Origin of the sequence: uncultured Microbacterium sp., from assembly GCF_945952435.1 — a bacterium.
Taxonomy (GTDB): domain Bacteria; phylum Actinomycetota; class Actinomycetes; order Actinomycetales; family Microbacteriaceae; genus Microbacterium.
The window spans coordinates 21255-45664 of record NZ_CAMFHZ010000004.1 but is presented as its reverse complement, the minus strand read 5'-3'; the positions used below and the strand labels follow the sequence as shown (position 1 = coordinate 45664).

The window sequence follows — 24410 nt, the reverse complement described above, 5'->3', positions numbered from 1 at the left end:
ACCTCTCGTCTCGCGGGCGGTGAACGAGGCGCCCGATAACTAAACCGTCCAGCTGGTATAGTAACAGACATGGCCAGACCTCCGCACGCCCGTGAGCGCGTCCTCGACGCCTACGAGTCGCTGCTCATCACCGACGGCGAACGAGCGGCGACCCTCGACGCCGTCGCGAGAGCGGCCGGCGTCTCGAAGGGCGGCCTGCTCTACCACTTCGCGTCGAAGGAGGACCTGGCGACCGCGATGCGGGAACGGCTCGAAAGGCTCGTGGACGACGACGTCGATCGCATGCGCAGCGCCGCCGACGGTCCCGTCGAGTACTACCTGCGCACCTCGGTGATGATGAACGACGCCCTCGACCGCGCGATCATCGCGGTGTCGCGGCTCGCGCAGGGAGGCAGCGCGGCGGCGGCCGAGTGCCTGCACCGGATGCGCGAGCGCTCCGCGGCGGAGCTCCGCCCCTCCGTGCGGGACCAGGCGGCCCTCGACCTCGTGCTCCTGCTCAGCGACGGGCTGTTCTTCAACAACGCGGTCGACGCCGGCGCCTCCGACGGGATCGTGCCGTCGGGAGCGGATCTGGACGCCCTTCTCGCGCTCGTCCGGCGCACCGTCGAAGGCTGAGCGACGACGAACCGCCGCCCTTTCTCCGAGGGCGGCGGTTCGTCGGTGATGGTCCGGCGCTCAGGCGTCGACGAGCTCGATCTGCCGGAACAGATCCGCGTCGATGGCTGCGCGCACCTCGTCCAGCAGCGCGTCGGGGATCGGCGAGTCGAGCGTCAGCACCGACAGCGCCTGCCCACCGGCGGTCTCGCGGGCGATCTGCATGCCGGCGATGTTGATGCCGGCCTCCCCGAAGCGCTGTCCGTAGACCGCGACGATGCCAGGGCGGTCGGTGTAGAGCATGACGACGTGGTTCTTCTCGATGGGCAACTCGACGGCGTGGCCGTTGATCGCGACGAGCTTCTCGATCTGCTTCGGGCCGGTCAGCGTGCCGGAGACCGACACCTGGCTGCCGTCCGAGAGCGCACCGCGCAGCGTGATGACGTTGCGGTACTCCTCGCTCACGTCGTCCTGGACGAGGCGGACGGCGACACCGCGCTGCTCCGCGAGCAACGGCGCGTTCACGTAGGAGACCGTCTCGCTCACGATCGGGGTGAAGACGCCCTTGAGCGCGGCGAGGCGCAGCACGCTCACGTCGTAGCCGTTGAGCTCGCCGTGCACCTCCACGTCGAGGCTCGTGAGCGGCGACTGGGCCAGGGCGGAGAGGATCTGGCCGAGCTTCTCGGTCAGCGGGATGCCCGGACGCACATAGGGGTCGATGAGGCCGCCGGCGACGTTCACCGCATCCGGCACGAGGTCGCCGCCGAGAGCGAGACGCACGGAACGGGCGACCGAGACTCCGGCCTTCTCCTGCGCCTCGTCGGTGGAGGCTCCCAGGTGCGGGGTGACCACGACGTTCGGGAGAGCGGTGAGCGCACGGGCCGTGGAGCCCTCGACCGGCGGCTCTGAGGTGAAGACGTCGAGCCCCGCACCCGCGATCTCCCCGTTCTGCAAGGCGACGAGCAGCGCGTCCTCGTCGATGAGGCCGCCGCGCGCGACGTTCACGACGTAGGCCGTCGGCTTCATCGCGCGGAACTGCTCTGCGCCGATCATGCCGGTCGTCTCCGGCGTCTTCGGCATGTGGATCGTGAGGAAGTCGGCCTCGGCGACGAGCTCCTCGAGGGAGACCAGCTGCACGCCGAGCTGCTGGGCCCTCGCGCTCGTCACGTAGGGGTCGTACGCGACGACCCGCATGTCGAACGCGGCCAGCCGCGCGGCGACGAGCGCGCCGATCCGTCCCAGCCCGACGATGCCGACGGTCTTCTCGAAGAGCTCGACGCCGGTGTAGGAGCTGCGCTTCCACTCCCCCGCCGAGAGGGATCCGTGCGCAGCGGGGATGCGGCGGGCGAGGCTGAGCACGTGGCCGACCGTGAGCTCCGCGGCGGACACGATGTTCGAGGTCGGCGCGTTCACCACCATGACGCCCGCGGCGGTCGCCGCCTTGATGTCGACGTTGTCCAGTCCCACACCCGCGCGGGCGACGACCTTGAGCACCGGCGCGTGCGAGAGCGCCTCGGCGTCGATCTTCGTGGCGGAGCGGATCAGCACCGCGTCGGCGTCGGCCAGCGCGGCGAAGAGCGCCGCACGGTCGGTCCCATCGACCGAGCGGACGTCGAAGTCGGGTCCCAGGGCGTCCACCGTGGCGGGCGAGAGCGTCTCCGCGAGCAGGACGACGGGCTTGTGGGCGGACGTGTTCACGGCGTTCTCGGGCACAGAGTTCCTTCGGAAGCTTCGGGAGGGGAACCGTTGCGCCGCACCGATGGGGCGCGTGGTGCGAACACTCTACCCGAGCCGAAGGGAGCGCCCGGCCCGTGTGACGCCCTGCGGCACGGACGACTCAGCGGCACCCTGCGGCACGGACGACTCAGCGACGTCCTGCGGCACCGACGACTCAGTGGGCGCCGCTGAGCGTGTAGCCCACCACGTCCATCCAGAACACCGCGACCAGGGCGAGGCCCGCGAGCAGCACGAGCGCCACGGTGCCCAGGCCCCGTCGGCGCGTGAGCGACAGCGCGAAGGCGAACACGACGGCGGGGAGCACGATCGAGAGGATCAGCGCGACCCAGGCGGTGGTGCCGATGCCGAGGCCCGCGAGCGGGATGGTGTACGCGATCGCGTTCCAGATCGCGTAGGCGTAGAACAGCCCGAAGAGGCCGATCAGCCCGTACAGCAGCCCTCGCGGGCGGGACGCGGCCGGTTCCTTCACCATCGTCTCCTCGGCGCTCATGCTCCCACCGTCCCGAACATCACGAAGGGCCACGGGACGAGCAGCAGGCCACCGCCGATCAGGGCGACGATGCGGATCCAGCTCGCCTTCCCCCGCGTCAGCACCCACGCCGCGGCGAACCAGAGCGGCGCGGCGAGCACGGCGGCCCAGAGCCACGGGAAGTACATCACGTCGGGCAGCAGCAGCGAGGCGCGGGGGCGCAGGCGGAAGCCGCCCACCGCCCAGCCGACGGCGAACAGCAGATAGACCCCGCCGATGATCCCGTAGAACACGAGGGCGACGTTGCCGATCCCGTCGCGTTCCTCGTCCTCCCCGGCATCGTCATGCCCGGCCTCGGTGCGCGGCTCCGCGCTCCCCGTGGAGGACCGCACGTCGGCGTCGGGCTCCGGAGCGGACGCGGCGGACGGGGGCGCGGGTCGGACGGCGGGGGCGGACGCGCGCTCCGGCTCGTCACCGTCCCAGCGCAACGCGTCGTCGGGGTCGGAAGTCATGTCCCCAGCGTACGGCGAGTTCCCAGTATGCTCGGTGCCATCATCCGGGCGCCGTCATCCGGGGGGCCGTCATCCGGGAGGAAAGGACCACCGTGACTCAGAAGAGCACCAGGAAGAACGCCGCCGCGAGGCCGAGACCGTCGGCGGCATCCGCGGCACCCGAGAACGGTCCCGCGGAACCCCCCGCGGGCTGGGTGCCTACGCCGGCCGCCAAGGCCAGCGCGACGCGATTCCGCTGGATCGCGATGGTGCTGTGGATCGTGGCGATCGCGGGCGAGGCGGTCGGCATCTTCTGGTTGCTGCGTCAGCGACAGTTCGTCAACGAGGACGGCGAGCTCGTGCGCGACCCGCAGACCGGTCTGCTCGAGCAGCAGGGAGCGACCGCGCAATTCCCGCAATGGGCCTTCATCACGCTCATCGTCCTGTTCGTCGTCATCGCGGCGCTGTCCATCACCGGCTCCTTCCTGTGGAAGAAGGCGAATCGCCTCGACCCGGCCCGCCGATCGGACACGGTGCGCTTCTTCGTGCAGAACCAGCTGGGCGCGATCATCGCGATCATCGCGTTCGTGCCGCTGATCGTCATGGTCTTCCTGAACAAGGACATGAGCAAGGGCCAGAAGACCACGGCCGGCATCGTCGGCATCGTGCTCGCGGCGCTCGCCGTCGTCCTCGGGATCGACTTCACCCCGCCCTCCGTCGAGCAGTACACGGCCGATCAGTCCACCGTGATCCAGCTCCTCGGCAAGGACCAGGTCGTCTGGGTCGACGGGGGCAAGGTATACCACGTGTGCGAGCAGGTGCCCGCGATCCAGACCGGCAGCGACAAGCGCACGGGGACGACTGCTCAGGCCGTCGAGGCGGGCAAGACCCGCCTCACGCTCGAGTTCGCGTCCGAGTTGCGCACATGCGGGCTGCCCGTGCCCGAGAACTCCAGCGCGATCGCCGACGCGCTGCGGGAGATCCGCGACGGCAAGACGGACACGACCCTTCCGGCGCCCGTGTGGCCGAGCGGGACCGACGCTCCCCTGACGATCCCCGACGCCACGACGAACGGCTCGGAGCCGGCGCCCACCGCGACCCCGTGAGACCACGCCGCGGAGGCGGAGGCGGCCCGTTCCCGGTGCCGTCTCCGCCTCCTTGTGCACCGTCCTTGTGCACCGTCTCCTTGTGCACCGTCGCGCGGCGTCAGCGAACCTCGACGGTGAGCACCGCGACCGGGGCGTCGCGGAGTCGCTCGGGAATCCAGGCGACCGTCGCCCCGTCCGGTCGGCTCTCGGTCTGGGCCGGCGCGCCGTCCGCCCAGCGCGCGACGACCGTTCCGGACAGCTCGGCCGGCAGTTCGAGCACGCCCGCGGCGGGGTCGAGGGCGTGCACGTGCACGGCACCGGCGGAACGCGTGTAGGCCCGTGTTCCTCACCGGAGGCATGAGCGCGAGCGAACCGTTCCTCGCGGCCGTGCGCAGCCGGGTGTACGAGGCGTGCCACCCGCTGGCCACGCAGACGCTGCGGATCGAGTCCGCGCGCACAGGACCGGATGCCGCGCTCTACGGTGCCGCGCGGCTCGCCCGGGAGCTCGTCGATCCGGTCGCCTGAGCCGCGAAGCGGACGACACCGCGGCACCGTCTCGATCAGACCCCCGGTGCGAGGGAGAGCTCGATCACGGGGATCAGCACGTCCGGCCGGCGCACGGGAAGATGCACGGTGAGGGTGCCCGGTGCCTCCCCCGCCGGCGTCATCAGCGTCGCCTGCTGCTCCGGATCCGTCCGGGACGTCTTCAGCCAGGATCCATCGTTCAGCAGCCGCGCGTAGGTCACCGCGTCGCCGAGGCCGTCCAGGTGCACGAAGCCCAGCGGCCAGGTGAAGAGGTGCAGGTAGAGCCGGTCGCCGCGGCGGGTGTAGACGCCCTCACGAGGCGCCGGGAAGCCGGCGTGCCCCGCCCCGACGATCGCGTCCCGATGCAGACGCATCCATTCGCCCAGCTCCGCGAGCAAGGCCTCATCGCGGGGTGCGATGCTCCCCCGCCCGTCCGGGCCGACGTTGAGCAGCATGTTCCCGTCCATCGCGACGGAGTCCGCGAGCATCTGAGCCAGTAGCACCGCGGACTTCTGGTCGTGATTGTCCCGGTGATAGCCCCAGGATCCGTTCGTCGTCTGGCATGCCTCCCATACCTGGGGCACGCCGTCCACGACGATGGGCGCGGTCGGCTGGTACTGCTCCGGAGTGACGAAGTCGGCGGGGATCCCGAGGCGGTCGTTCACGAGCATTTGCGGCTGCAGCTCGCGGCAGAGCGCCAGGAGCGCGTCCGCATCCCAGTCCGTCGGGCCCTTGCCGGCCCATCCGTCCCTCTCCTCGGGGTAGGTGAAGTCGAAGAAGAGGTAGTCGATCTCCCCGTACTGCGTCAGCAGTTCGCGCACCTGTCCGTGCAGATACGCGCGGTAGCGATCCATGTCGCGCTCGCGGTTGCGCTCGTGTTCGATCGCGTCGTCGCGGCGCGGATGGTTGGCGTCGACCGTGAAGTCGGGGTGATGCCAGTCGATGAGCGAGTGGTAGAGGCCCACCCTCAGCCCTTCGGCGCGGAGGGCGTCGACGTACTCGCGCACGAGATCGCGTCCGCAGGCCCGGACCGATGTGTAGTCGGTCAGCGCCGAGTCCCACAGGCAGAACCCGTCGTGGTGCTTCGTGGTCAAAACGACGTAGCCCATCCCCGTCGCCTTCGCGCGGCGGGCGAGCGCCCGCGCATCGAACAGGTCCGGATCGAAGTGCTCGAAGTAGGCCTGGTACTCCTCGTCGCTCAGACGTTCGTAGCTCTTCACCCACTCGTGTCGTGCCGCCGCACTGTACAGGCCGAAGTGCACGAACATTCCGAAGCGCGCCTCGTCGAACCACTGCTGTCGCATGACGCTCGTCTCTTTTCTCTCTCGTGTCGATCGTGTGAGTCCGCTCATGCGGATAGGTGTCCGACCACGCCCTTGCGCAGCAGGGCGTTGCCGTATTTCCGGGTCTCCCCCGTGCGAACCATCAGATAGGCGCTCTTCGCCACGTCGTAGTACGCGAAACGCTCCACGAAGCGCGTCGTCTCCTCCTCCGTGCCGGCGGCGACCATGAGCTCGCGCTGGACGTCGAGAACGGTGCCGTCCGCCGAGGCCATGAGATCGAGCCCCGGGGCGGCGTCGAGCGGCACCACGGATCTGATCGCGGCGAGCACGTCCGGCGTCGTCGTACCCGGCAGGTCGACGACACGTGCACCGAGCGCCCACGCCGGGAAGTGCGCGTCGGCCACGACGACCGCGTCCGAGTGGCCCATGCGATCGAGGTGCAGCAGCAGCTCACCGGTGAGCAAGGGGTCGATTCCTTCCAACATGGGTTTCTCCTCGTCTTCTGATCCATCGTTCCCGTCGCAATCACTTCCGTTTTCCCCGATCCTTTCCGGCACATACTGCGACGGGAGCGGAAGGGGGCGGCGAGATCGGGGCTAGCCCGGGATGAGGGCCTCGGCGGCGAGCTCGCGCCAGAGCTCCGCGGGAATGTCCACCGCCGCGAGTTCTACGTTCTGACGGAGCTGTTCTGGGCGGCTCCCGCCGACCACGACCGACTCGACGGCCGGGGACTGCAGCGGGAACTGTATCGCGGCCGCGGGCAGCGGTACGCCGTGGGCACGGCAGACGTCGGCGATCCGGGTGAGCCGCCGCCACAGGTCTTCGGGCAGGGCGCCGTACTCGTAGCGGCCGGAGCGCTGCGGCTCGCTCTGCGCGAGCAGCCCGGAGTTGAACACGGAGGCGGCCACGACACGCGTGCCCCGCTCCAGGCACGCGGGGATCACGTCAGCCGCGGCAGGTTGTTCGAGCAGCGTGTAGCGCCCCGCGACCATGATCGTGTCGAGGTCGGCGGAGCGGACGGCGGTCGCGAGCGCGTCGGAGGTCATGGATCCGATGCCGATCCGCCCCACCCGCCCCTCCGCACGGAGCGTCTCGAGTGCGGGGAAGGCCTCGGCGAGCGCGAGATCCAGGTCGTGCCGCTCCGGGTCGTGCAGGTAGAGGATGTCGATGCGCTCGATGCCGAGACGCTCGCGCGATTCGTCGAGGCTGGCACGGATCCCCGCCTCCGAGAAGTCCCAGACGCGCTGCACGTCGTCCGGAACGAAGAAGTCGTTGTCGGTGTCGAGACCGTCCTCGACGTGGGCGAGGTTCGGACGAAGAAGCCGGCCGGCCTTGGTGGAGAGCACGTACTCGTCGCGCGGCTTGGTGCGCAGGAACGCTCCCAGCCGCCGTTCCGACAGCCCGAGCCCGTAGTGCGGCGCCGTGTCGTAGAGGCGGATCCCGCTCTCCCACGCCGCATCGAGCACCGCCCAGGCCTCGTCGTCGGTCATGCGGCGGAACAGGTTGCCGACATTCGCGGCGCCGTAGCCGAGAGCGGGGATCGCCGGCCGCGACGCGGCGTCGACCGTCTCAGACATGGGCTCCCGCCTTCCGGTGCTCGCCGGTCCAGGTGAACTCGGCACGGCTCGCCTGCTTCATCTCCATCCCGTTGCCCGGCTCGGTCGGAGCCGTGTAGGAGCCGTCGCGGATGTCGGTCGGCACGACGAAGTGCTCGTGCAGGTGATCCACGTACTCGATCATGCGCCCCTCACGACTGCCGGAGACGGCGACGAAGTCGAACATGGACAGGTGCTGCACGGCCTCGCACAGCCCGACGCCGCCGGCGTGCGGGCACACCGGCACGCCGAACTTCGCGGCGAGCAGCAGGTTCGCGATGTTCTCGTTCACGCCGGCCACGCGCACGGCGTCGATCTGCATGACCTGGATCGCGCCGGCCTGCAGGAGCTGCTTGAAGATCACGCGGTTCTGCGCGTGCTCACCCGTCGCGACCCGGATCGGCGCGACGCCGCGGGCGATCGCCGCGTGCCCGAGCACGTCGTCGGGGCTCGTCGGTTCCTCGATCCACGCCGGGTGGAACTCGGCGAGCGCGTTGACCCAGGCGATCGCCTCGCCGACCTCCCAGCGCTGGTTCGCGTCGATCGCGATGGGGAAGTCCGGCCCGCACACCTCGCGGGCCGTGCGGAATCGGCGGATGTCGTCGTCGAGGTCGGCGCCGACCTTGAGCTTGATCTGCGTGAAGCCGTCGGCCATCGCCTCGCGGGCGAGGCGGGCGAGCTTGTCGTCCGAGTACCCCAGCCAGCCGGGACTCGTCGTGTACGCCGGGTAGCCGGTCGCCCGCAGCTCCTGCTCGCGGGCGGAGCGGCCCGGCTCCGCGGCACGCAGGATCCCGAGCGCCTCGTCCCGGGTGAGCGCGTTGGTGAGATAGCGGAAGTCGACGAGGTCGACGAGCTGCTCCGGCGTCATCCGGGCGAGCAGCTGCCAGAGCGGAAGCTTCGCGCGCTTGGCCCTGATGTCCCACAGCGCGTTGATCACGGCGCCGATCGCCATGTGCATGACACCCTTCTCCGGACCGAGCCAGCGCAGCTGCGAGTCCGCGACGAGCTCCCGGAAGAAGCCGCCCATGTCGTGGAGGATCGGCTCGACCTCCCTGCCGACCACGTGACCGGCGAGGGCGTCGATCGCCGCGACCTGCACGTCATTGCCCCGCCCGATCGTGAACACGAACGCGTGCCCGTCGATGCCGTCGGCCGCGTCGGTGCACACGATCACGTACGCCGCGGAGTAGTCGGGATCGGGGTTCATCGCGTCGGAGCCGTCGAGGCTCAGCGAAGTGGGAAAGCGGATATCGCTGGTCTCCAGCGCCACGATACGGCTCACGGTTCTCCTGTTCTGGGCCGGATGTCAGGGCTGCGACGCAGAAGGCCGTTCTCGTCCCCGACAGTTGGAGTGTCTCGTCCCCGACAGTTGGAGTGTCTCGTCCCCGACAGTTGGAGTGTAAACATCGGATGTCTATACTGTCAACGTGGGATGCCCCCTCGACCTTCCAGGGGTGGCGGAGCCGCACGTCCCCAGTGAGAAGGCAGGAGAGCCATGAAGTTCGCGCGTCTGGGAGAGCCCGGATCCGAGATCCCGGTCGTCATCGTCGAGGATCGCCCGTACGATCTGCGTCCGGTGACCTCCGATGTGAACGGCGACTTCCTCGCCGCAGATCCCGTCGGCCGCACGCGCGCCGCGCTCGACGCCGGCGATCTCGAAGAGGTCCCGGACGCGGACGCGCTGCGGATCGGATCCCCGATCGCCCGCCCCGGCGCGGTGATCTGCGTGGGCCAGAACTACGCCGCACACGCCCGGGAGTCCGGCGCGGAGCCGCCCGCGGTGCCGATCCTGTTCCTGAAGACCCCGAACACCGTCGTCGGTCCCGACGACGCGGTGACGATCCCGCGCGGGAGCGAGAAGACCGATTGGGAGGTCGAGCTCGGCGTCGTGATCGGCCGCCGCACCGCCTACCTCGACTCCCCCGCCGATTCCGCCGCGCACATCGCCGGCTACGTGGTCTGCAACGACGTCTCGGAGCGGGCGTTCCAGATGGACGTCTCGGGTGGGCAGTGGTCCAAGGGCAAGGCGGCCTTCGGCTTCAACCCGACCGGACCGTGGCTCGTGACGCCAGACGAGGTCGACGTGCAGAGTCTCCGCTTGCGCAGCTTCGTGAACGGCGAGCCGCGCCAGGACTCGAACACGAGCGACATGATCTTCTCGGTCGCCGAGATCGTGCACCACATCTCGCAGTACATGACCCTCGAGCCTGGGGACCTGATCCTCACCGGGACTCCGCAGGGCGTCGCGTTCGGCGGGAGGTTCCCGTACCTCCGCGCCGGGGACGTCGTCGAGATCGACATCGAGGGGCTGGGGAGCCAGCGCCAGGAGTTCGTCGCATGGGAGGCACAGGCATGACCGGTCAGGTGGAAGGGCTCGTCGCGATCGTCACGGGCGGCGCATCCGGGATCGGCGCGGCGATCGCCGCGCTCCTGCACGCGCAGGGCGCCAAAGTCGCCGTGCTGGATCGCGACGCGACGGACGCGGATACGCGCTTCGCGGCGTTCACCGCAGACGTGTCGGACCGCGCGAGCGTGCATGCTGCGGTCGACGCGATCGGAGAGCGCTTCGGACGCATCGACATCGTCGTGAACAACGCCGGGATCGGCGCGCAGGGCGATGTGAGCGCTAAAGACGACGACGAATGGGCGCGCGTGCTCTCGATCAACGTCACCGGCATCGCCCGGGTGAGCGCCGCGGCGCTGCCGTGGCTGCGCCGCTCCCCCTCCGCGGCGATCTGTAACACCGCCTCGATCGCCTCGACCACGGGCCTGCCTCAGCGCGCCCTGTACTCCGCGTCGAAGGGCGCCGTGTCGGCCCTGACCCGCGCGATGGCCGCGGACCACCTCCGCGAAGGCATCCGCGTGAACGCGGTCAACCCCGGCACCGCCGACACTCCTTGGGTGGGGCGCCTGCTCGATTCGGCCGCGGATCCGGAGGCCGAGCGCGCTGCGTTGAACGCCCGCCAGCCGCACGGGCGCCTGGTGTCGCCCGACGAGGTCGCGGGAGCCGTGCTGTACCTCGTCAGCCCGGCATCCGGATCCACGACGGGCACGGTCATCGAGGTGGACGGCGGCATGGCCCGCCTTCGTCTGCGCGCCGAGTAGCGCCCGAGGCACCCGGCGCCGGCGGCGACATCGCCGGCACCCGTGCGCCGTGGTGCGGTTGCGCGGAGGTGCGGTCATGCGCCGGCGCGGTGGTGCGGTGGCGCCGTCACTGGGTGGCACCCCTGACGCCGCGGCGCTCACCCCCTCCCGTCGCAAGAACCGCCGCTCACTTCTGCTCCCGTCGCGAAAAGTGCCGCTCTCCGATGCCCAGAGCGGCGTCTTTCGCGACGGGAGCTGAGGATCCGGCACGGCTCCGCACGGCTCCGCAGTGCTCGGCAGGGAGGCGCCTGTGGACAGCTCGCCCGCCCGCGGACGGAAGCTGTCAGAGTGCCCGGATGAGGACTCTTGCTGCACTGCCCGAGAGTCTCGGCCGTGCGTTCGCCGTGAGTGAGGCCATCGCAGCGGGCGTGGGCGCGGGGCGGCTGCGACGATCCGACCTCGACCGCCCCTTCCACGGCATCCGCACCCGACACCTCGCCGACGACCTCATCTCCGCGCACGTAGAGGATGAGGATCCCTTCGATCGGCAGGCACGGGAACGGCGGCCCGCGCCAGGGAGTACGCACCGCGGCTGCGCGACGGGCAATTGCTCTGCGGTGAAACCGCCGCTGCGCTCTGGGGCGGGCCGCTCCCGCTCGCCCTCGCACACGGGCTCGCGATCCACGGCGGTTTGCTCCCCGTGCACGTCGGCGCCTTCGGCACGGCACCGCTCGTGCGTACGGCGGGTGTCGTCGGAAATCGTGCGCGCGTCGAAACGACGTCCGTCCGCATCCTCGACGGGATCCCCGTGGCCTCGCCGGCGAGCACATGGGCATCCCTCGGAGCGTTGACCCTCACGGACCTGGTAGCCCTGGGCGACTCCTTCTGCCGCGTCTGGCGCGAGGGGCCGGGCCGACCTGATCCCGGGCGCGCCCCCGCGTCCACGGTGGAGCAGCTTCGGCTCGCGATCGGGTCCGGCCGCCGCGTCGGCATCGTCCGCCTCCGCGAAGCGGTCGAGCTCGTCCGTGAGGACTCCTGGTCGCCCAGGGAATCCGCGTTGCGATGCCTGATCGTGCACGCGGGTTTGCCGGAGCCCGCGCTGAATCACGACGTCTACGATGCCCGCGGGCGCTTCCTCGGATGCGTCGATCTCGCCTACCCGGCCCGGAAGATCGCCATCGAGTACCACGGCGTCCTGCATCACACCCGGTACGCACGGGACGTGGAACGGGTCGCCGCGCTCCGCGCCGCGGGGTGGACCGTGATCGAGGTGACCGCAGCGCTCTTCGCGGACGAGGTCGAGGTGCTGAGGCGGGTCCGCCGGGCGCTCGCCGGCTGATCCGACGCGCTTCCGCGAAGCACTTGCCCGCCGACCCGATGCGCGCCCGCCCAGCAATCGCCCGCCGACCCGACGCGCGCCCGCGGGAGGCTCCGGTCGCAGAAACCATCACTTCGCCCCGCTCCCGTCGCGAATAGTGCCGCAATTGCGCGCTCAGAACGGCAACGTTTGCGACGAGAACGGGATCAGCGCCGGCGGATCAGCGGCGGGGCCGGAACGGATCGGCGCCGGCTGCTCGGCCGGAACGGATCGGCGCCGGCGGATCGGCCGGAATGGTCAGGCCTCGGCGGCTTGGCGCAACCAGCGCTCGACGCCCGCGATGTGGGCGGTCGCGAGCGAGGTGGCGAGGGCGGGATCGTGCCGGGCGATCGCGTCGGCGATCGCCCTGTGCTCCGACAACGTGCGTTCGACGGCGCCCTGTTCCGTGAGTCCGCGCCAGATCCGCGCGCGGATGGTCTGGCTCGACAGCCCGTCGATCAGACTGGACAGATAGCCGTTGCCGGCCATCCGCACGATCTCCCGGTGGAAGCGCAGGTCATGGGCGACGAGGTCGTCGATCGAGACCTCCGCGTCGAGGTCGTCGATCCCCTGCGTCAGCGCCGCGATCTCGTCCTCGCGGCCGTGCGTCGCCGCGAGCCCCGTCGCCTGGGATTCCAGCATCCGACGCACCGCGAACAGCTCGAGCAGCGAGTCGTCGTCGTGGAGGTCCACGACGAACCCGATCGCTTCGAGCAGAAGATGCGGCTCGAGGCTCGTGACATAGGTCCCGTCCCCGCGGCGCACGTCCAGCACCCGGATGACCTCGAGCGCCTTGACCGCCTCACGCATCGAGCTGCGCGACAGTCCGAGCCGCTCGGCGAGCTCCTTCTCCGGCGGAAGCCGGTCTCCGGGGCTGAGCTCTCCGGACACGATCATCGCCTTGATCTTCTCGATCGCCTCATCCGTGACTGCCATGGCCTCATCCTAATATTCGTCGGATGTCTCTCCCCGGCATTCCCCGCGACTGCGAGAGGATGTGTCCATGCGCGTCCTCGACTCCCACCTGCACCTGTGGGATCCGTCCCGGCTCGACTACGACTGGCTCGAGGGACCGCTCGCCCGCGCGTACGGCGCGGCCGAGCTCGCGACCGCGGAACGCGGAGACGCCGCAGCCGGAGAGCAGAGCGCGGGGTCGATCTTCGTGCAGGCCGAGTGCGTCGAGGCGCAGTTCCTCGACGAGGTCCGCTGGGTGGCCGCGCATGCGGCCGAGACCGGCGTGCGCGGAATCGTCGCCGGCGCGCGCCTCGACCGCGGCGAGGAGACCCTCGACCACCTCGACGCGCTGGGCGGGTTCCCCGAGGTGGTCGGCGTGCGCCACCTGCTGCAGGACGCCCCCGCCGGCACGGCACTGAGCGAGGAGTTCCTGCGCGGCGCGCGCGCCCTCGCCGGACGCGGTCTGCGCTTCGACGTGTGCGTGCGCGCGCGCCAGCTCCCCGAGATCGTGGCGCTGGCCGACGCCGTGCCCGCGCTCCCCCTCGTGATCGACCATCTGGGCAAGCCCGTGATCGGCAGCTCGCACGAGCCGCGACGGCCCGATCCGGCCTGGCGGCGAGCGCTGCACGAGCTCGCAGGGCACCGGCAGGTCGTCGTCAAGCTGTCCGGCCTCCCTGCGGAGTCGGACGGCGCGTGGACCGACGAGCAGGTTGCACCGTTCCTGGACGCGGCGGCCGAGGAGTTCGGCGAGGACCGGCTGCTCTGGGGCAGCGACTGGCCGGTCTCCGCGATCGCCGCCGGCCGCTACCGCACCGGAGGCCGTGCGGCGTGGCTGTCCACGGTCGCCACCTGGGCCGAACACCGCGGAGTGGACGCCGACGCGGTGCTCTGGCGGAACGCCGCTCGGTTCTACGGCCTGGACTGACGCAGCACGCCGGGAACCACGACGGGCGCCCCTCGAGAGGGACGCCCGTCGTTCGCGGAGGACGGGATCAGCGCGCCGCGCTGCCCTCGACGTAGTCCTCGTCGGTCTGCTTCCAGGCGAACAGGGCACGCAGCTCCTTGCCGGTGGCCTCGATCGGGTGCCCCTGCTCCTTCTCGCGGAGGGCGAGGAACTCGACCGCGCCGTTGTCCTGATCCTCGATGAAGCGCTTCGCGAAGGCACCGGACTGGATGTCCGCGAGGACCTCCTTCATCCGCTCCTTGACCCCGGCGTCGATGATGCGCGGACCGGAGACGTAGTCGCCGAACTCGGCAGTGTCGGAGATCGACCAGCGCTGCTTGGCGATGCCGCCCTCCCACATCAGGTCGACGATGAGCTTGAGCTCGTGCAGCACCTCGAAGTAGGCGATCTGCGGCTGGTAGCCGGCCTCGGTGAGGGTCTCGAACCCGGCCTGCACGAGGTGGCTCATGCCGCCGCAGAGCACGGCCTGCTCGCCGAAGAGGTCGGTCTCGGTCTCCTCGGTGAAGGTGGTCTTGATCACGCCGGCACGGGTGCCGCCGATCGCCTTCGCGTACGAGAGCGCGGTCGCCCAGGCGGTTCCGGATGCATCGCGCTCGACGGCGATGATGTCGGGGATACCGCGGCCGGCGACGAACTCGCGGCGCACCGTGTGGCCCGGCGCCTTCGGGGCGATGAGGATCACGTCGACGCCCTCGGGCGCGTCGATGTAGCCGAAGCGGATGTTGAAACCGTGCGCGAAGGCGAGGGTCTTGCCCGCCGTGAGGTTCGGGGCGATCGACTCGGTGTAGATGCCACGCTGGTGCTGGTCGGGCGCGAGGATCATGATGAGGTCGGCCCACTGGGTGGCGTCGGCCACGGTCTTGACCTCGAACCCGGCCTCCTCGGCCTTGGCGATCGAGTTCGAGCCCTCCTTGAGGGCGATGACGACCTCGACGCCGCTGTCGCGCAGGTTCATCGCATGGGCGTGGCCCTGCGAGCCGTAGCCGACGATGGCGACCTTCTTGTTCTGGATGATCGACAGATCGGCGTCTGCGTCGTAGAAGATCTCGGTGCTCACTTGTGTCTCTCCTTGTTGGGGTTCTTGTTGTCTCTCGCGGCGTCTCGCCTCGCTCCGCCTTCGCGGTGCTCGCTCGACGGCCGAACGGGGGTGCTCAGCCGCGCAGGACGCGCTCGGTGATGCTCTTGCCGCCCCGGCCGATCGCGAGCAGCCCGGACTGGGCGAGCTCCTTGATCCCGAACGGCTCCAGCGCCCTGAGCAGCGCCTCGACCTTGCCCTTGTCTCCGGTGACCTCGACCACCAGAGCCTCGGGGGCGTAGTCCACGACCGAGGCACGGAAGAGGCTGACGACCTCCAGCACGTTCGATCGGGTGTTGTTGTCGGTGCGGACCTTGATGAGCATGTGCTCGCGCTGCACCGAGGCGTTCTGCTCGAGCTCGACGATCTTGATGACGTTGATGAGCTTGTTCAGCTGCTTGGTCACCTGTTCGAGCGGGAACTCGTCGACGTCGACCACGACCGTGATCCGGGAGATCCCCGGCACCTCGGTCACGCCCACGGCGAGCGATTCGATGTTGAAGCCGCGGCGGGCGAACAGCCCCGCCACGCGGGTCAGCAGACCGGGGGTGTCCTCCACGAGGAGGCTCAGGACATGCGTGGACATGGGTCAGTCCTCCTCGTCGAACGCCGGCGCGTGGTCGCGCGCGTACTGGATGTAGCTGTTGCTGACGCCCTGCGGGACCATCGGCCACACCATCGCGTCCGCGCTGACGACGAAGTCGATCACCACGGGACGGTCGTTGGTCTCGAGCGCGAGCCTGATCGCCGCATCGACCTCCTCCGGCTTCTCCACCCGGATGGCGAGGCAGCCGTACGCCTCGGCGAGCTTGACGAAGTCGGGGACGCGGATCGTGCCGTGCCCGGTGTTCAGATCCGTGTTCGAGTGACGTCCGTCGTAGAACAGGGTCTGCCACTGCCGGACCATGCCGAGGGACGAGTTGTTGATGATCGCGACCTTGATCGGGATGTCGTTGATGACGCAGGTGGCGAGCTCCTGGTTCGTCATCTGGAAGCAGCCGTCCCCGTCGATCGCCCACACCACGCGGTCGGGCTCGGCGACCTTGGCCCCCATCGCCGCGGGCACGGAGTAGCCCATCGTGCCCGCGCCGCCGGAGTTCAGCCACGACTTCGGACGCTCGTACTTGATGAACTGCGCGGCCCACATCTGGTGCTGACCGACACCGGCGGCGTACACGGCCTCGGGACCGGTGAGCTCGCCGATGCGCTGGATCACGTGCTGCGGAGAAAGCAGGCCGTCCTCCGGCTCGGCGTAGCCGAGCGGGAACTCGGCGCGCAGACCGTCGAGGTAGGCCCACCACTCGGCGATGTCGCCCTTCGCCCCGCCCGTGACGCCGCGGAATGCAGCCTCCAGGTCGGTGATGACCTCGCGCACGCCGCCCACGATCGGCACGTCCGCCGTGCGGATCTTGGAGATCTCGGCGGGATCGATGTCGACGTGCACCACCTTGGCGTTCGGCGCGAACAGATCCGCCTTGCCCGTGACCCGGTCGTCGAACCGCGTGCCGAGCGCGATGAGCAGATCGGCCTCCTGCAGGGCGAGCACCGCGGGCACCGTGCCGTGCATCCCCGGCATCCCCACGTGCTGCGGGTGGGAGTCGGGGAAGGCGCCGCGTGCCATGAGCGTGGTGACGACGGGCGCGCCGACGAGTTCGGCGAGCGAGAGCAGCTCTTCCGACGCCTCGCCGCGGATCACGCCGCCGCCGACGTAGAACACGGGCTTCTTCGCTTCGGCGATCAGGTGGGCCGCGGCCTGGATCTGCTTGCCGTGCGCCTTGGTGACAGGGCGATAGCCGGGCAGGTCGTACTTCGGTGGCCACACGAACGGGGCCGTGGCCTGCTGCGCGTCCTTCGTGATGTCCACGAGGACGGGACCGGGACGGCCCGTGCGGGCGATCTCGAACGCGGCCGCGATCGCACCGGGGATCTCGGCCGGATCCTTCACGAGGAACGAGTGCTTGGTCACCGGCATCGTGATGCCGACGATGTCGGCCTCCTGGAACGCGTCGGTGCCCATGAGCCGGGAGAACACCTGGCCGGTGATCGCGACGATCGGGATCGAGTCCATGTAGGCGTCCGCGATCGCGGTCACCAGATTGGTGGCGCCGGGCCCGGACGTGGCGATCGTCACGCCGACCTTGCCCGAGGCGGTCGCGTAGCCCTCGGCGGCGTGCCCGCCGCCCTGCTCGTGGCGCACGAGGATGTGACGCAGCTCGGTGGAGGCCATCAGGGGGTCGTAGACCTCCATGATCGCTCCGCCGGGGATCCCGAAGACGTCGGTGACACCGAGCATCTCGAGCGAGCGGACGACGGCCTGGGCGCCGGTGAGAACGGGCGCCGCCGCCGGACGGGCGGGCGGACGCGGGACGGCTGGGGCGGTGTCAGCGGTCATGGCTGTTCCTTGCGGTGGTGGTGAGCGATCGACGGGAGCGGTGGGACAGCGCCCCGTCGCGGAGGACAGTCCTGCGGATGCCGCGGAACGCGGAACCGGCGAAACGGGGAAGCTGGGCGGGAACGCCTCGGGTGCAGCGCGGAGAGGACGGCTCGCGGCGGGGAGTCCCCCGCCGGCAGGAGCCCGGCTCTGGCTCATCGATGAGTGGGTCGAGAGCGCGAGCCGCGATATCGACCCGAATCAGATCACCATCGCGCCCGCTCCCCGGAATGAGGAGCGGAGCTCTGCGTGCGCTCCGGGATCCGGTTGTGCCGATCACGGTGCGAACGTGCGTCAAGCCTAACCCATGATCGGCCGTGCCCGCGTCGCGCGCGGCGCGCACGGATGCCGACGACCCCGGACCCTGCAGCGCGCGCATGCACAGCAGTCTATTGCCCGTCGCGACGCCCTCAGCCCGCGTCCGCGTGCCTCTCCCGGAGGTCTGCAAGGGTGCCGAGAAGCGTCGCGAAGGCAGCGGGATCCGGGACGCGCAGGAGCGCAGCGGTGGCGCCGTCCCCGATGCGCACGCCGAGATCGTGCGGCCCGAGGGTGCGCATGCCGTCCTCGTCGGTCACGTCGTCGCCGGCGAAGACGAGACCGGTGGCCCCGACGTGCGTGCGCAGTCGGGTGAGCGCGGCGTCCTTGCCCTCTGCGCGCCAGGAGAATTCGCGCAGGTGATGCCCGGTGCGACGCCGCCATCCGGGGAGGCGGCGGGCAGCCCAGTCCTCGACGCGGGAGAAGGCGATCTCCTCCGTCTCCGGCGACGCGGTCCTCGTGTGCACGCCGAACCCGAACGTCTTCGGCTCGTGCACGACGCCGTCGAGATCCGCGATGAGGACGCGCATCTCGTCGACGATCTCGTCGAGATCCTCGGGCTGCGCGGACAGGTCGGTCTCCTCGCCCGTGTCGGGGAACCAGTATTGCGCCCCGTGAGATCCGGCCAGCAGGATCGCGGATCCCTCGTCGTGCTCGGTGATCTCCACCAAGTCGGGAAGGCTGCGTCCGGAGACGTACGCGACGAACGTCTCGGGCAGCACCGCGAGTCGTCCCACGGCGGCGACGGCCGCGGGAAGAGCCCGCGCCTCCATCGGCACCGCGGTGTGGGGCGAGACCGTCCCGTCGAAGTCGAGCGCCACGAGCAGCCGAGGGGTGCGGGCGATCTCCTGGAGCGCTTCGTCGGCGGATCCCGGGATCCAGGGTCGGGTCATCGGCTGTTCCTCACCTCGTCGAGGGCCGCGAGGAAGTCCCGCGACCACGCCCGCACGTCGTTCTCCAGGACACGCCGGCGCAGCGCGCGCATCCGGCGGGACTGCTCGGCCGCGGGCATCTCCACGGCGCGCATGATCGCGTCCTTGAGATCCTCGATGTCGTGCGGGTTGACCAGCACAGCCTGGCGCAGCTCGTCGGCCGCTCCGGTGAACTCGCTGAGCACGAGCACGCCGCGATTGTCGGCGCGCGTCGCGACGTACTCCTTCGCGACGAGGTTCATCCCGTCGCGGAGGGCGGTGACGAGCATCGCATCCGCCGCGAGGTACATCGCCACCATCTCCTCGCGCGGGAAGCCCTGGTGGAGATAGCGGATCGCGGTGTGGTCCATCGTGTCGTGATCGCCGTTGATGCGCGCGACCGACAGCTCGATCTCGTCGCGCAGCTGCACGTAGGCGTCGACCCGTTCCCGGCTGGGACTCGCGACCTGGACGAGCGTGACGTCCTCGACCGAGAGCCGGCCCTGATCCAGCAGCTCGCCGAACGCCTTGATCCGGTGCCGGATGCCCTTGGTGTAGTCCAGCCGGTCGACGCCGAGGAGGATCTTCTTGGGATTGCCCAACCCTTCGCGGATCTCCGCGGCCCGCGCGCGCACGTCCGGCCGCGCGGCGAGCTCCGTGTACGGCACCGTGTCGATGGAGATGGGGAATGCCCGTGCGACGACCGTCCGTCGCGCGCCGTCCTCGTCGATCGAGACCGCCGACCCCTTCACGTCGTGCGTGAGCCGGCGCCGGACCGCGGCGAGGAAGTTCGTCGCGTCCTGCGCGCGCTGGAAGCCGACGACGTCGGCGCCGAGCAGACCTTCCAGCACCTGGTTGCGCCACGGCAGCTGGGCGTAGAGGCCGTGCGCCGGGAACGGGATGTGATGGAAGTACCCGATCGTGAGGTCGGGGCGCTGCTCGCGGAGCATCGCGGGGACCAGCTGCAGCTGGTAGTCGTGGACCCACACCGTGCCGCCCTCCGCCACGGCCTCGGCGGCGCGCTCGGCGAAGCGCCGGTTCACCCGCACGTACGCGTCCCACCATTCCCGGTGGTACTGCGGGGGCGCGATGACGTCGTGGTAGAGCGGCCAGATCGTGTCGTTCGCGAAGCCCTCGTAATACTCCTGCACCTCGGACTCGGACAGGGTCACCGGGATCAGGCGCATCCCGTCCTCCGTGAACGGCGCGAGCTCCACGTCGGGCTGCCCGGGCCATCCCACCCAGGCGCCGTCGACGGCATGCATGACCGGCTCCAGCGCGGCCACGAGTCCTCCGGGCGAGGGCCGCCAGGTCTCTTCGCCGTCGGGTCCTTGCACGCGGTCGACGGGCAGGCGGTTCGCGACGATCACGAACGAGGCGAGGGCGGACGCGGCGGGCATGGGACGCTCCAGACTGCAGCGAAGGCGCTGCTCCCTCAGGCTAGTCACCCTCACGGCGCGCTCCGCGCCGCTTGACTTCGCCGAACCGATCTGCGATCACGCGCCGGCGCGGGATCGGCGCGCGAGCAGGGCGTTGACGACGCCGGCGACCAGCACCACGCTCGCGGCGATGACCGGCAGGTCCAGAGCGGCGTTCGCACCCGCGGCGTCCGCGAGCTGCCCGGTGACGGCGGATCCGAGGGACTGCCCGACGATGACCGCGGATCCGAGCATCGTCATCACCGTCGCCGACCGGTCGACCGGGCCGAACGCCGCGCCCAAGCTGTACTGCGTCACCAGGGTGGGGCCGATCCCGAATCCCATCACCCCGAGCGCGACGATCATCGTCGCGACGTCGCCGACCGCGAGCAGGAGGAGGCTCCCCCCGAACAGGATCGCGGCGAACAGCAGCCAGCGCGCCGCGAGGGGGAATCGGGCGGGGAGGATCGCCACTCCGAGTGCGAAGATCGCCGATCCGACGCCCATGACCCCGTACATGAGCCCCGCCTGCTCCGGACGGCCGTGCTCCGTCATGAACGCGGTGAGCGAGGTGAGCATGGTGCCGAAGAAGAGTCCGACGCCGAAGATGCCGAGGACGACGACGAGCAGACGAGGACGGAACAGCTCCGCCGCGCGGGACGCCGCGTGGCCGTCGGCCCGCTGCACGGACACGTGCGCCGCGGTGGGGTGGAGGGCGAAGGCCCCGACGAAGAGGAGCATGAGCCCTGCCCCGACGACGAGCGGCATCCAGGGGGCGATGGCCGAGGCGAGGATCCCCACGAGGAACGGACCGAAGACGAACACGGTCTCGTCGGCGGCCGATTCGTAGGCCATCGTCGACGACGTCGTGCGGGCTCGCCGCTCCGGCGGCAGCCTCTCGGCGATCATCGTGACGAGTCGTGAGCGCGAGAGCGGCGAGACCTGCGGCGCGGTCGCCCCGATCGCGAAAGCGCTGAGCAGGACGAGGGGCTCGGCGGCCGAGGAGTACACGATCGCCGCGAACCCGACGAGAGCCGCCGCGTTCAGCACCGCGAGCGCGAGCAGCACCACCCGCTGCCCCCAGCGGTCGGCGGCCGCGCCGAGGAACGGACCGAAGCACGCGGTCCCGATGCCGACCGCCGCGGAGGTGAGACCGCCGAGCGAGAGCGATCCTCGCGCGGCGACGGCGGCCGTCAGCGTGCCGACCACCATCATCGCGAACGGCAGACGCGCGACGAACGCGATGAGGAAGTACGGGAGGCCCGCGAGGCGGATGAGCCGCGGGGCGGAGGGGACGACGGTCGTCGAGGTCAAGGCGTGTCACGATTCTCGCGCGGGATCGGACGTGGATCGGCGCGGGTTCGGGTGCCGCCGCTGTCCGCCGGAAGAGCCGACGGCCGGTAGGTGCACAGCTGTCCGCCCAGTCTATCGGCCGACCTCCGCACGGTCTCGGCTACGGTGGGGGAATGCGCAACTACGTCTTCGCCAGCGGCCTGTTCAGCGCGGTGAGCAGCGGCATCGCGCTGCTGCGCGGCACCAGGGACGCGCCGATCACCTGGCGCGCCGTGCTCGCCTGGGCCAGCTGGGGCATCACGGTCGCCCTCGCGATCGGGGCGATCGTCGATATGCGCCGCGATGAGCGCGGAGAGCTGGTGGCCGTCGACTCCCCCGTCGCCGCGACGCAGTTCAAGCGCGAGAAGAAGGCGTTGAAGGCGCAGCAGAAGGCCGAGCGCAAGGCCCGCAACCTCTGACCGACCGCCTCCCGGGAGCAGCGGATCCCTCGCGGATCAGCCGAGCTCGCGCTCGTAGTGCAGGAAGCCGGAGCGCCGGGCGACGCGGTCGTAGAGGCGGCGCGCGGTGGTGTTCGTCTCGGCGGTGAGCCAGTACACCTTGTCGCTGCCGACCGCGCGCGCCGAGTCCGAGACGTGGGCGATGAGGGCTTCGCCGACACCGCCTCCACGGGACGCGGGATCGACGAACAGGTCCTCGAGGTAGGTGTAGCCGTTCCGCGACCAGGTCGAGGAGTGCTCGAGCCAGTGCACGAAACCGATCGCACGCCCGTCGTCGTCCCGTGCGATCGCCGCATGCATCGGCACGTCGGGGTCGAGGAAGCGCGCGAAGGTGGTGGCCGTGACGTCGTCCGCCACGCTCGATGCGTAGAACGCGATGTACGCCGCCCACAGCGGCAGCCACTCCTCCCGATCGGTCTCGGCGAGGGCGGAGATGGTCGTCATCCCCGCATCCTATTCATCCTCGGCGTCATCCTCACCGCGTGAGGATCAGCGCTTCGCCCTGACCGCCCCCGCCGCACAGGGCGACGACGCCCGTGCCCGTCCCGCGTCGCACGAGCTCGTGCGCGACGTGCACTGCGAGTCGGTTGCCGCTCGCCCCGATCGGATGCCCGATCGCGATCCCGCCGCCGTGGATGTTCACGATCTCCGGATCCAGCCCGAGCGCGGTCTGGGAGCGCGCGACGACGGCGCCGAACGCCTCGTTGATCTCGACGAGGTCGAGGTCGGCGACGCCGATCCCCTGCTTCTCGAGAGCCCGTGCGATCGCGCGCGCCGGCTGCTCGTGCAGCGAGTTGTCCGGGCCTGCGGTCTGTCCGCTCGCGCCGACCGTCGCGAAGACGGGCCAGCCCTGCTCCTCCGCGTGCGCGCGGGTGGTGAGGATCACGGCAGAGGCGCCGTCGGAGATCTGAGAGGAGTTGCCGGCGGTGATCGACCCGCCCTCCGCGAAGGCGGGGCGCAGCGCGGCGAGCGACTCGACGGTCGTGTCGGGACGAACGCCCTCGTCCGCCGTGAGGATGACCGCCGGCCCCTTGCGCTGCGGCACCGCGACCTCGACGATCTCGCCGTCGAAGACGCCGGCCTCGCGGGCGGCGGCGGCGCGCTGATGGGACGCGGCGGCGACGGTGTCCTGCGCCTCGCGGGTCATGCCGAAGCGCTCGTTGTGACGCTCGGTCGACGCGCCCATGCTCTCCCGGTCGTACGCGTCGGTGAGTCCGTCGTACGCCATGTGGTCGAGCACCTCCACGGATCCGTACGTCCATCCGTCCCGCGATCCCATGAGCAGGTGCGGGGCACGGGTCATCGACTCCATGCCTGCGGCGACGACGGTGCGCGCGTCCCCCGTGCGGATCATCCGCGCGGCGTCGATGATCGCCGTGAGACCGGACAGGCAGACCTTGTTCACCGAGTGGGCGGGCACGTCCCAGCCGATCCCTGCTCCGATCGCGGCCTGTCGGGCCGCGTTCTGTCCGGAACCGGCCGCGAGCACCTGACCGACGATGACCGCGTCGATGTCGTCGGCGGGCACGCCGCTCTGATCGAGTGCCCCGCGGATCGCCAGCGCGCCCAGCTGCGGTGCCGTGAACGACGCCAGCTGCCCCTTCAAGCGGCCCTGCGGCGTGCGGGCCGCGGCCACGATGACGACGTCCTCGCCGTGCTGCTCGGTGTGTGCGCTCATGCGTGCTCCTCCAGGTGCTCGGCGACCCGCAGCGCGGGCTCTGTGGCGTCCTTCACATCCTGCACGCTCACGCCGGGTGCGAGCTCGACCAGCTCCAGACCGGTCGGCGTGACGTCGATGACCGCCAGATCCGTGATGATGCGATGCACCACCCCACGGCCGGTGAGCGGCAGCGTGCAGGAATCCACGATCTTGGGCGATCCGTCGCGCGCGACGTGCTCCATGAGCACGATGACGCGAGCGGCGCCGTGCACGAGGTCCATCGCGCCGCCGGGTCCCTTGACCATCTTCCCGGGGATCATCCAGTTGGCGAGGTCGCCGGTCGCGCTCACCTGCATCGCCCCGAGGATCGCCGCATCGATCTTCCCGCCCCGGATCATCCCGAAGCTCAGTCCTGAGTCGAAGAACGCGGCACCGGGCAGCGTCGTGACCGTCTCCTTCCCCGCGTTGATGAGATCGGGGTCGACGGCGTCCTCGGTCGGATACGGCCCGACCCCGAGGATCCCGTTCTCGGACTGCAGGACGACCGTCACCCCGTCGGGGACGTGGTTCGGCACGAGCGTGGGCAGTCCGATCCCGAGGTTGACGTACGACCCGTCCGCCAGCTCCGCCGCGGCGCGCGCGGCCATCTCGTCGCGTGTCAGCGCCATG

Annotated in this window: 26 protein-coding genes; 8 read left to right on the top strand and 18 right to left on the bottom strand. The window is 70.5% G+C overall.

The features are described from left to right. The first annotated feature begins 69 nt into the window (after nucleotides 1-69). Nucleotides 70-615: a TetR/AcrR family transcriptional regulator gene (locus Q0P88_RS02915; protein ID WP_295010895.1), complete on the top strand. Its 546-nt coding sequence runs from the start codon at nucleotides 70-72 to the stop codon at nucleotides 613-615. A 60-nt stretch (nucleotides 616-675) separates the two neighbouring features. Here the strand turns inward: Q0P88_RS02915 and serA are convergent, their stop codons facing one another. The 3 genes from serA to Q0P88_RS02900 all read right to left on the bottom strand — a co-directional run bounded on the left by serA (nucleotide 676) and on the right by Q0P88_RS02900 (nucleotide 3312). Further along, nucleotides 676-2307 carry a phosphoglycerate dehydrogenase gene (serA, locus tag Q0P88_RS02910; RefSeq protein ID WP_295010893.1) on the bottom strand — a complete coding sequence of 544 codons (1632 nt, stop codon included), beginning with the start codon at nucleotides 2305-2307 and terminating at the stop codon, nucleotides 676-678. A 178-nt stretch (nucleotides 2308-2485) separates the two neighbouring features. Continuing rightward, nucleotides 2486-2821 carry a hypothetical protein gene (locus tag Q0P88_RS02905; protein WP_295010891.1) on the bottom strand — a complete coding sequence of 112 codons (336 nt, stop codon included), beginning with the start codon at nucleotides 2819-2821 and terminating at the stop codon, nucleotides 2486-2488. Beyond that, nucleotides 2818-3312 (bottom strand): hypothetical protein, encoded by a 495-nt coding sequence (locus tag Q0P88_RS02900; protein ID WP_295010889.1) that lies wholly within the window; start codon nucleotides 3310-3312, stop codon nucleotides 2818-2820. Before Q0P88_RS02900 ends, Q0P88_RS02905 begins: the two co-directional genes overlap by 4 nt. A 92-nt stretch (nucleotides 3313-3404) precedes the next feature. On the opposite strand from Q0P88_RS02900, the gene Q0P88_RS02895 reads away from it, so the two are divergent. Further along, nucleotides 3405-4397: a hypothetical protein gene (locus Q0P88_RS02895; protein ID WP_295010887.1), complete on the top strand. Its 993-nt coding sequence runs from the start codon at nucleotides 3405-3407 to the stop codon at nucleotides 4395-4397. A gap of 100 nt (nucleotides 4398-4497) precedes the next feature. On the opposite strand, the gene Q0P88_RS02890 is transcribed toward Q0P88_RS02895, so the two are convergent. Further along, nucleotides 4498-4692, bottom strand: coding sequence for a hypothetical protein (locus Q0P88_RS02890; RefSeq protein WP_295010885.1), 195 nt, complete (start codon nucleotides 4690-4692; stop codon nucleotides 4498-4500). 44 nt (nucleotides 4693-4736) lie between these two features. Here Q0P88_RS02890 and Q0P88_RS02885 point away from each other — a divergent pair, with 44 nt between their 5' ends. Next, entirely contained in the window at nucleotides 4737-4904 is a 168-nt protein-coding gene (locus Q0P88_RS02885) for a hypothetical protein (RefSeq protein WP_295010883.1), read from the top strand. Between the two features lie 35 nt (nucleotides 4905-4939). Here the strand turns inward: Q0P88_RS02885 and Q0P88_RS02880 are convergent, their stop codons facing one another. The 4 genes from Q0P88_RS02880 to Q0P88_RS02865 all read right to left on the bottom strand — a co-directional run bounded on the left by Q0P88_RS02880 (nucleotide 4940) and on the right by Q0P88_RS02865 (nucleotide 9064). Beyond that, nucleotides 4940-6208 carry an alpha-L-fucosidase gene (locus tag Q0P88_RS02880; protein ID WP_295010881.1) on the bottom strand — a complete coding sequence of 423 codons (1269 nt, stop codon included), beginning with the start codon at nucleotides 6206-6208 and terminating at the stop codon, nucleotides 4940-4942. 44 nt (nucleotides 6209-6252) lie between these two features. After that, nucleotides 6253-6672, bottom strand: coding sequence for an RbsD/FucU family protein (locus Q0P88_RS02875; protein WP_295010879.1), 420 nt, complete (start codon nucleotides 6670-6672; stop codon nucleotides 6253-6255). Nucleotides 6673-6783: 111 nt separating this feature from the next. Then, entirely contained in the window at nucleotides 6784-7764 is a 981-nt protein-coding gene (locus Q0P88_RS02870; protein ID WP_295010877.1) for an aldo/keto reductase, read from the bottom strand. Next, nucleotides 7757-9064, bottom strand: coding sequence for an L-fuconate dehydratase (locus tag Q0P88_RS02865; RefSeq protein WP_295010875.1), 1308 nt, complete (start codon nucleotides 9062-9064; stop codon nucleotides 7757-7759). The genes Q0P88_RS02870 and Q0P88_RS02865 overlap by 8 nt, the downstream gene beginning before the upstream one ends. Nucleotides 9065-9277: 213 nt before the next feature. Here Q0P88_RS02865 and Q0P88_RS02860 point away from each other — a divergent pair, with 213 nt between their 5' ends. The 3 genes from Q0P88_RS02860 to Q0P88_RS02850 all read left to right on the top strand — a co-directional run bounded on the left by Q0P88_RS02860 (nucleotide 9278) and on the right by Q0P88_RS02850 (nucleotide 12205). Beyond that, the gene (locus tag Q0P88_RS02860; protein ID WP_295010873.1) at nucleotides 9278-10138 is read left to right on the top strand and encodes a fumarylacetoacetate hydrolase family protein; all 861 of its coding nucleotides are present in this window, start codon (nucleotides 9278-9280) and stop codon (nucleotides 10136-10138) included. Next, entirely contained in the window at nucleotides 10135-10887 is a 753-nt protein-coding gene (locus tag Q0P88_RS02855; protein ID WP_295010871.1) for an SDR family NAD(P)-dependent oxidoreductase, read from the top strand. Before Q0P88_RS02860 ends, Q0P88_RS02855 begins: the two co-directional genes overlap by 4 nt. A 586-nt stretch (nucleotides 10888-11473) precedes the next feature. Further along, complete coding sequence (locus Q0P88_RS02850) at nucleotides 11474-12205, top strand: DUF559 domain-containing protein (protein WP_295010869.1); 732 nt, start codon at nucleotides 11474-11476, stop codon at nucleotides 12203-12205. A gap of 276 nt (nucleotides 12206-12481) precedes the next feature. Here Q0P88_RS02850 and Q0P88_RS02845 read toward each other — a convergent pair whose 3' ends face one another. Continuing rightward, complete coding sequence (locus Q0P88_RS02845; RefSeq protein WP_295010867.1) at nucleotides 12482-13159, bottom strand: FadR/GntR family transcriptional regulator; 678 nt, start codon at nucleotides 13157-13159, stop codon at nucleotides 12482-12484. Between the two features lie 67 nt (nucleotides 13160-13226). Here Q0P88_RS02845 and Q0P88_RS02840 point away from each other — a divergent pair, with 67 nt between their 5' ends. Beyond that, a complete protein-coding gene (locus Q0P88_RS02840) occupies nucleotides 13227-14102 on the top strand; it encodes an amidohydrolase (protein WP_295010865.1) in 876 nt (291 codons plus the stop codon). A gap of 67 nt (nucleotides 14103-14169) precedes the next feature. Here Q0P88_RS02840 and ilvC read toward each other — a convergent pair whose 3' ends face one another. From ilvC to Q0P88_RS02810, 6 genes are all read right to left on the bottom strand, one after another. Beyond that, complete coding sequence (ilvC, locus tag Q0P88_RS02835; RefSeq protein WP_295010863.1) at nucleotides 14170-15198, bottom strand: ketol-acid reductoisomerase; 1029 nt, start codon at nucleotides 15196-15198, stop codon at nucleotides 14170-14172. Between the two features lie 94 nt (nucleotides 15199-15292). Further along, entirely contained in the window at nucleotides 15293-15802 is a 510-nt protein-coding gene (gene ilvN, locus Q0P88_RS02830; RefSeq protein WP_295010861.1) for an acetolactate synthase small subunit, read from the bottom strand. A gap of 3 nt (nucleotides 15803-15805) precedes the next feature. After that, nucleotides 15806-17608: an acetolactate synthase large subunit gene (locus Q0P88_RS02825; RefSeq protein WP_295010859.1), complete on the bottom strand. Its 1803-nt coding sequence runs from the start codon at nucleotides 17606-17608 to the stop codon at nucleotides 15806-15808. 449 nt (nucleotides 17609-18057) lie between these two features. After that, nucleotides 18058-18855: a trehalose-phosphatase gene (otsB, locus tag Q0P88_RS02820; RefSeq protein ID WP_295010857.1), complete on the bottom strand. Its 798-nt coding sequence runs from the start codon at nucleotides 18853-18855 to the stop codon at nucleotides 18058-18060. Then, complete coding sequence (locus tag Q0P88_RS02815; RefSeq protein WP_295010855.1) at nucleotides 18852-20273, bottom strand: trehalose-6-phosphate synthase; 1422 nt, start codon at nucleotides 20271-20273, stop codon at nucleotides 18852-18854. The genes otsB and Q0P88_RS02815 overlap by 4 nt, the downstream gene beginning before the upstream one ends. Nucleotides 20274-20369: 96 nt before the next feature. After that, nucleotides 20370-21605 carry an MFS transporter gene (locus Q0P88_RS02810; protein ID WP_295010853.1) on the bottom strand — a complete coding sequence of 412 codons (1236 nt, stop codon included), beginning with the start codon at nucleotides 21603-21605 and terminating at the stop codon, nucleotides 20370-20372. A 152-nt stretch (nucleotides 21606-21757) separates the two neighbouring features. Here Q0P88_RS02810 and Q0P88_RS02805 point away from each other — a divergent pair, with 152 nt between their 5' ends. Then, nucleotides 21758-22042 (top strand): hypothetical protein, encoded by a 285-nt coding sequence (locus tag Q0P88_RS02805; protein ID WP_295010851.1) that lies wholly within the window; start codon nucleotides 21758-21760, stop codon nucleotides 22040-22042. 36 nt (nucleotides 22043-22078) lie between these two features. Here the strand turns inward: Q0P88_RS02805 and Q0P88_RS02800 are convergent, their stop codons facing one another. The 3 genes from Q0P88_RS02800 to Q0P88_RS02790 are packed head-to-tail and all read right to left on the bottom strand — an operon-like array spanning nucleotide 22079 to nucleotide 24409. Continuing rightward, complete coding sequence (locus Q0P88_RS02800; protein ID WP_295010849.1) at nucleotides 22079-22525, bottom strand: GNAT family N-acetyltransferase; 447 nt, start codon at nucleotides 22523-22525, stop codon at nucleotides 22079-22081. A gap of 31 nt (nucleotides 22526-22556) precedes the next feature. Further along, complete coding sequence (locus Q0P88_RS02795) at nucleotides 22557-23759, bottom strand: acetyl-CoA C-acetyltransferase (RefSeq protein WP_295010847.1); 1203 nt, start codon at nucleotides 23757-23759, stop codon at nucleotides 22557-22559. Continuing rightward, nucleotides 23756-24409 (bottom strand): 3-oxoacid CoA-transferase subunit B, encoded by a 654-nt coding sequence (locus Q0P88_RS02790; RefSeq protein ID WP_295010846.1) that lies wholly within the window; start codon nucleotides 24407-24409, stop codon nucleotides 23756-23758. The genes Q0P88_RS02795 and Q0P88_RS02790 overlap by 4 nt, the downstream gene beginning before the upstream one ends. Nucleotide 24410 lies beyond the last annotated feature (1 nt).

Excerpts from the sequence above, each read along its gene's own strand:
- Q0P88_RS02900 (WP_295010889.1), bottom strand. The coding sequence starts at position 3,312 with ATGACTTCCGACCCCGACGACGCGTTGCGCTGGGACGGTGACGAGCCG.
- Q0P88_RS02815 (WP_295010855.1), bottom strand. The coding sequence starts at position 20,273 with ATGCCCGCCGCGTCCGCCCTCGCCTCGTTCGTGATCGTCGCGAACCGC.
- Q0P88_RS02885 (WP_295010883.1), top strand. The coding sequence starts at position 4,737 with ATGAGCGCGAGCGAACCGTTCCTCGCGGCCGTGCGCAGCCGGGTGTAC.
- Q0P88_RS02860 (WP_295010873.1), top strand. The coding sequence starts at position 9,278 with ATGAAGTTCGCGCGTCTGGGAGAGCCCGGATCCGAGATCCCGGTCGTC.
- Q0P88_RS02845 (WP_295010867.1), bottom strand. The coding sequence starts at position 13,159 with ATGGCAGTCACGGATGAGGCGATCGAGAAGATCAAGGCGATGATCGTG.
- Q0P88_RS02870 (WP_295010877.1), bottom strand. The coding sequence starts at position 7,764 with ATGTCTGAGACGGTCGACGCCGCGTCGCGGCCGGCGATCCCCGCTCTC.
- ilvN (WP_295010861.1), bottom strand. The coding sequence starts at position 15,802 with ATGTCCACGCATGTCCTGAGCCTCCTCGTGGAGGACACCCCCGGTCTG.
- Q0P88_RS02875 (WP_295010879.1), bottom strand. The coding sequence starts at position 6,672 with ATGTTGGAAGGAATCGACCCCTTGCTCACCGGTGAGCTGCTGCTGCAC.
- Q0P88_RS02805 (WP_295010851.1), top strand. The coding sequence starts at position 21,758 with ATGCGCAACTACGTCTTCGCCAGCGGCCTGTTCAGCGCGGTGAGCAGC.
- Q0P88_RS02825 (WP_295010859.1), bottom strand. The coding sequence starts at position 17,608 with ATGACCGCTGACACCGCCCCAGCCGTCCCGCGTCCGCCCGCCCGTCCG.
- otsB (WP_295010857.1), bottom strand. The coding sequence starts at position 18,855 with ATGACCCGACCCTGGATCCCGGGATCCGCCGACGAAGCGCTCCAGGAG.
- Q0P88_RS02790 (WP_295010846.1), bottom strand. The coding sequence starts at position 24,409 with ATGGCGCTGACACGCGACGAGATGGCCGCGCGCGCCGCGGCGGAGCTG.
- Q0P88_RS02880 (WP_295010881.1), bottom strand. The coding sequence starts at position 6,208 with ATGCGACAGCAGTGGTTCGACGAGGCGCGCTTCGGAATGTTCGTGCAC.
- Q0P88_RS02915 (WP_295010895.1), top strand. The coding sequence starts at position 70 with ATGGCCAGACCTCCGCACGCCCGTGAGCGCGTCCTCGACGCCTACGAG.
- Q0P88_RS02855 (WP_295010871.1), top strand. The coding sequence starts at position 10,135 with ATGACCGGTCAGGTGGAAGGGCTCGTCGCGATCGTCACGGGCGGCGCA.
- Q0P88_RS02905 (WP_295010891.1), bottom strand. The coding sequence starts at position 2,821 with ATGAGCGCCGAGGAGACGATGGTGAAGGAACCGGCCGCGTCCCGCCCG.
- Q0P88_RS02840 (WP_295010865.1), top strand. The coding sequence starts at position 13,227 with ATGCGCGTCCTCGACTCCCACCTGCACCTGTGGGATCCGTCCCGGCTC.
- Q0P88_RS02800 (WP_295010849.1), bottom strand. The coding sequence starts at position 22,525 with ATGACGACCATCTCCGCCCTCGCCGAGACCGATCGGGAGGAGTGGCTG.
- Q0P88_RS02795 (WP_295010847.1), bottom strand. The coding sequence starts at position 23,759 with ATGAGCGCACACACCGAGCAGCACGGCGAGGACGTCGTCATCGTGGCC.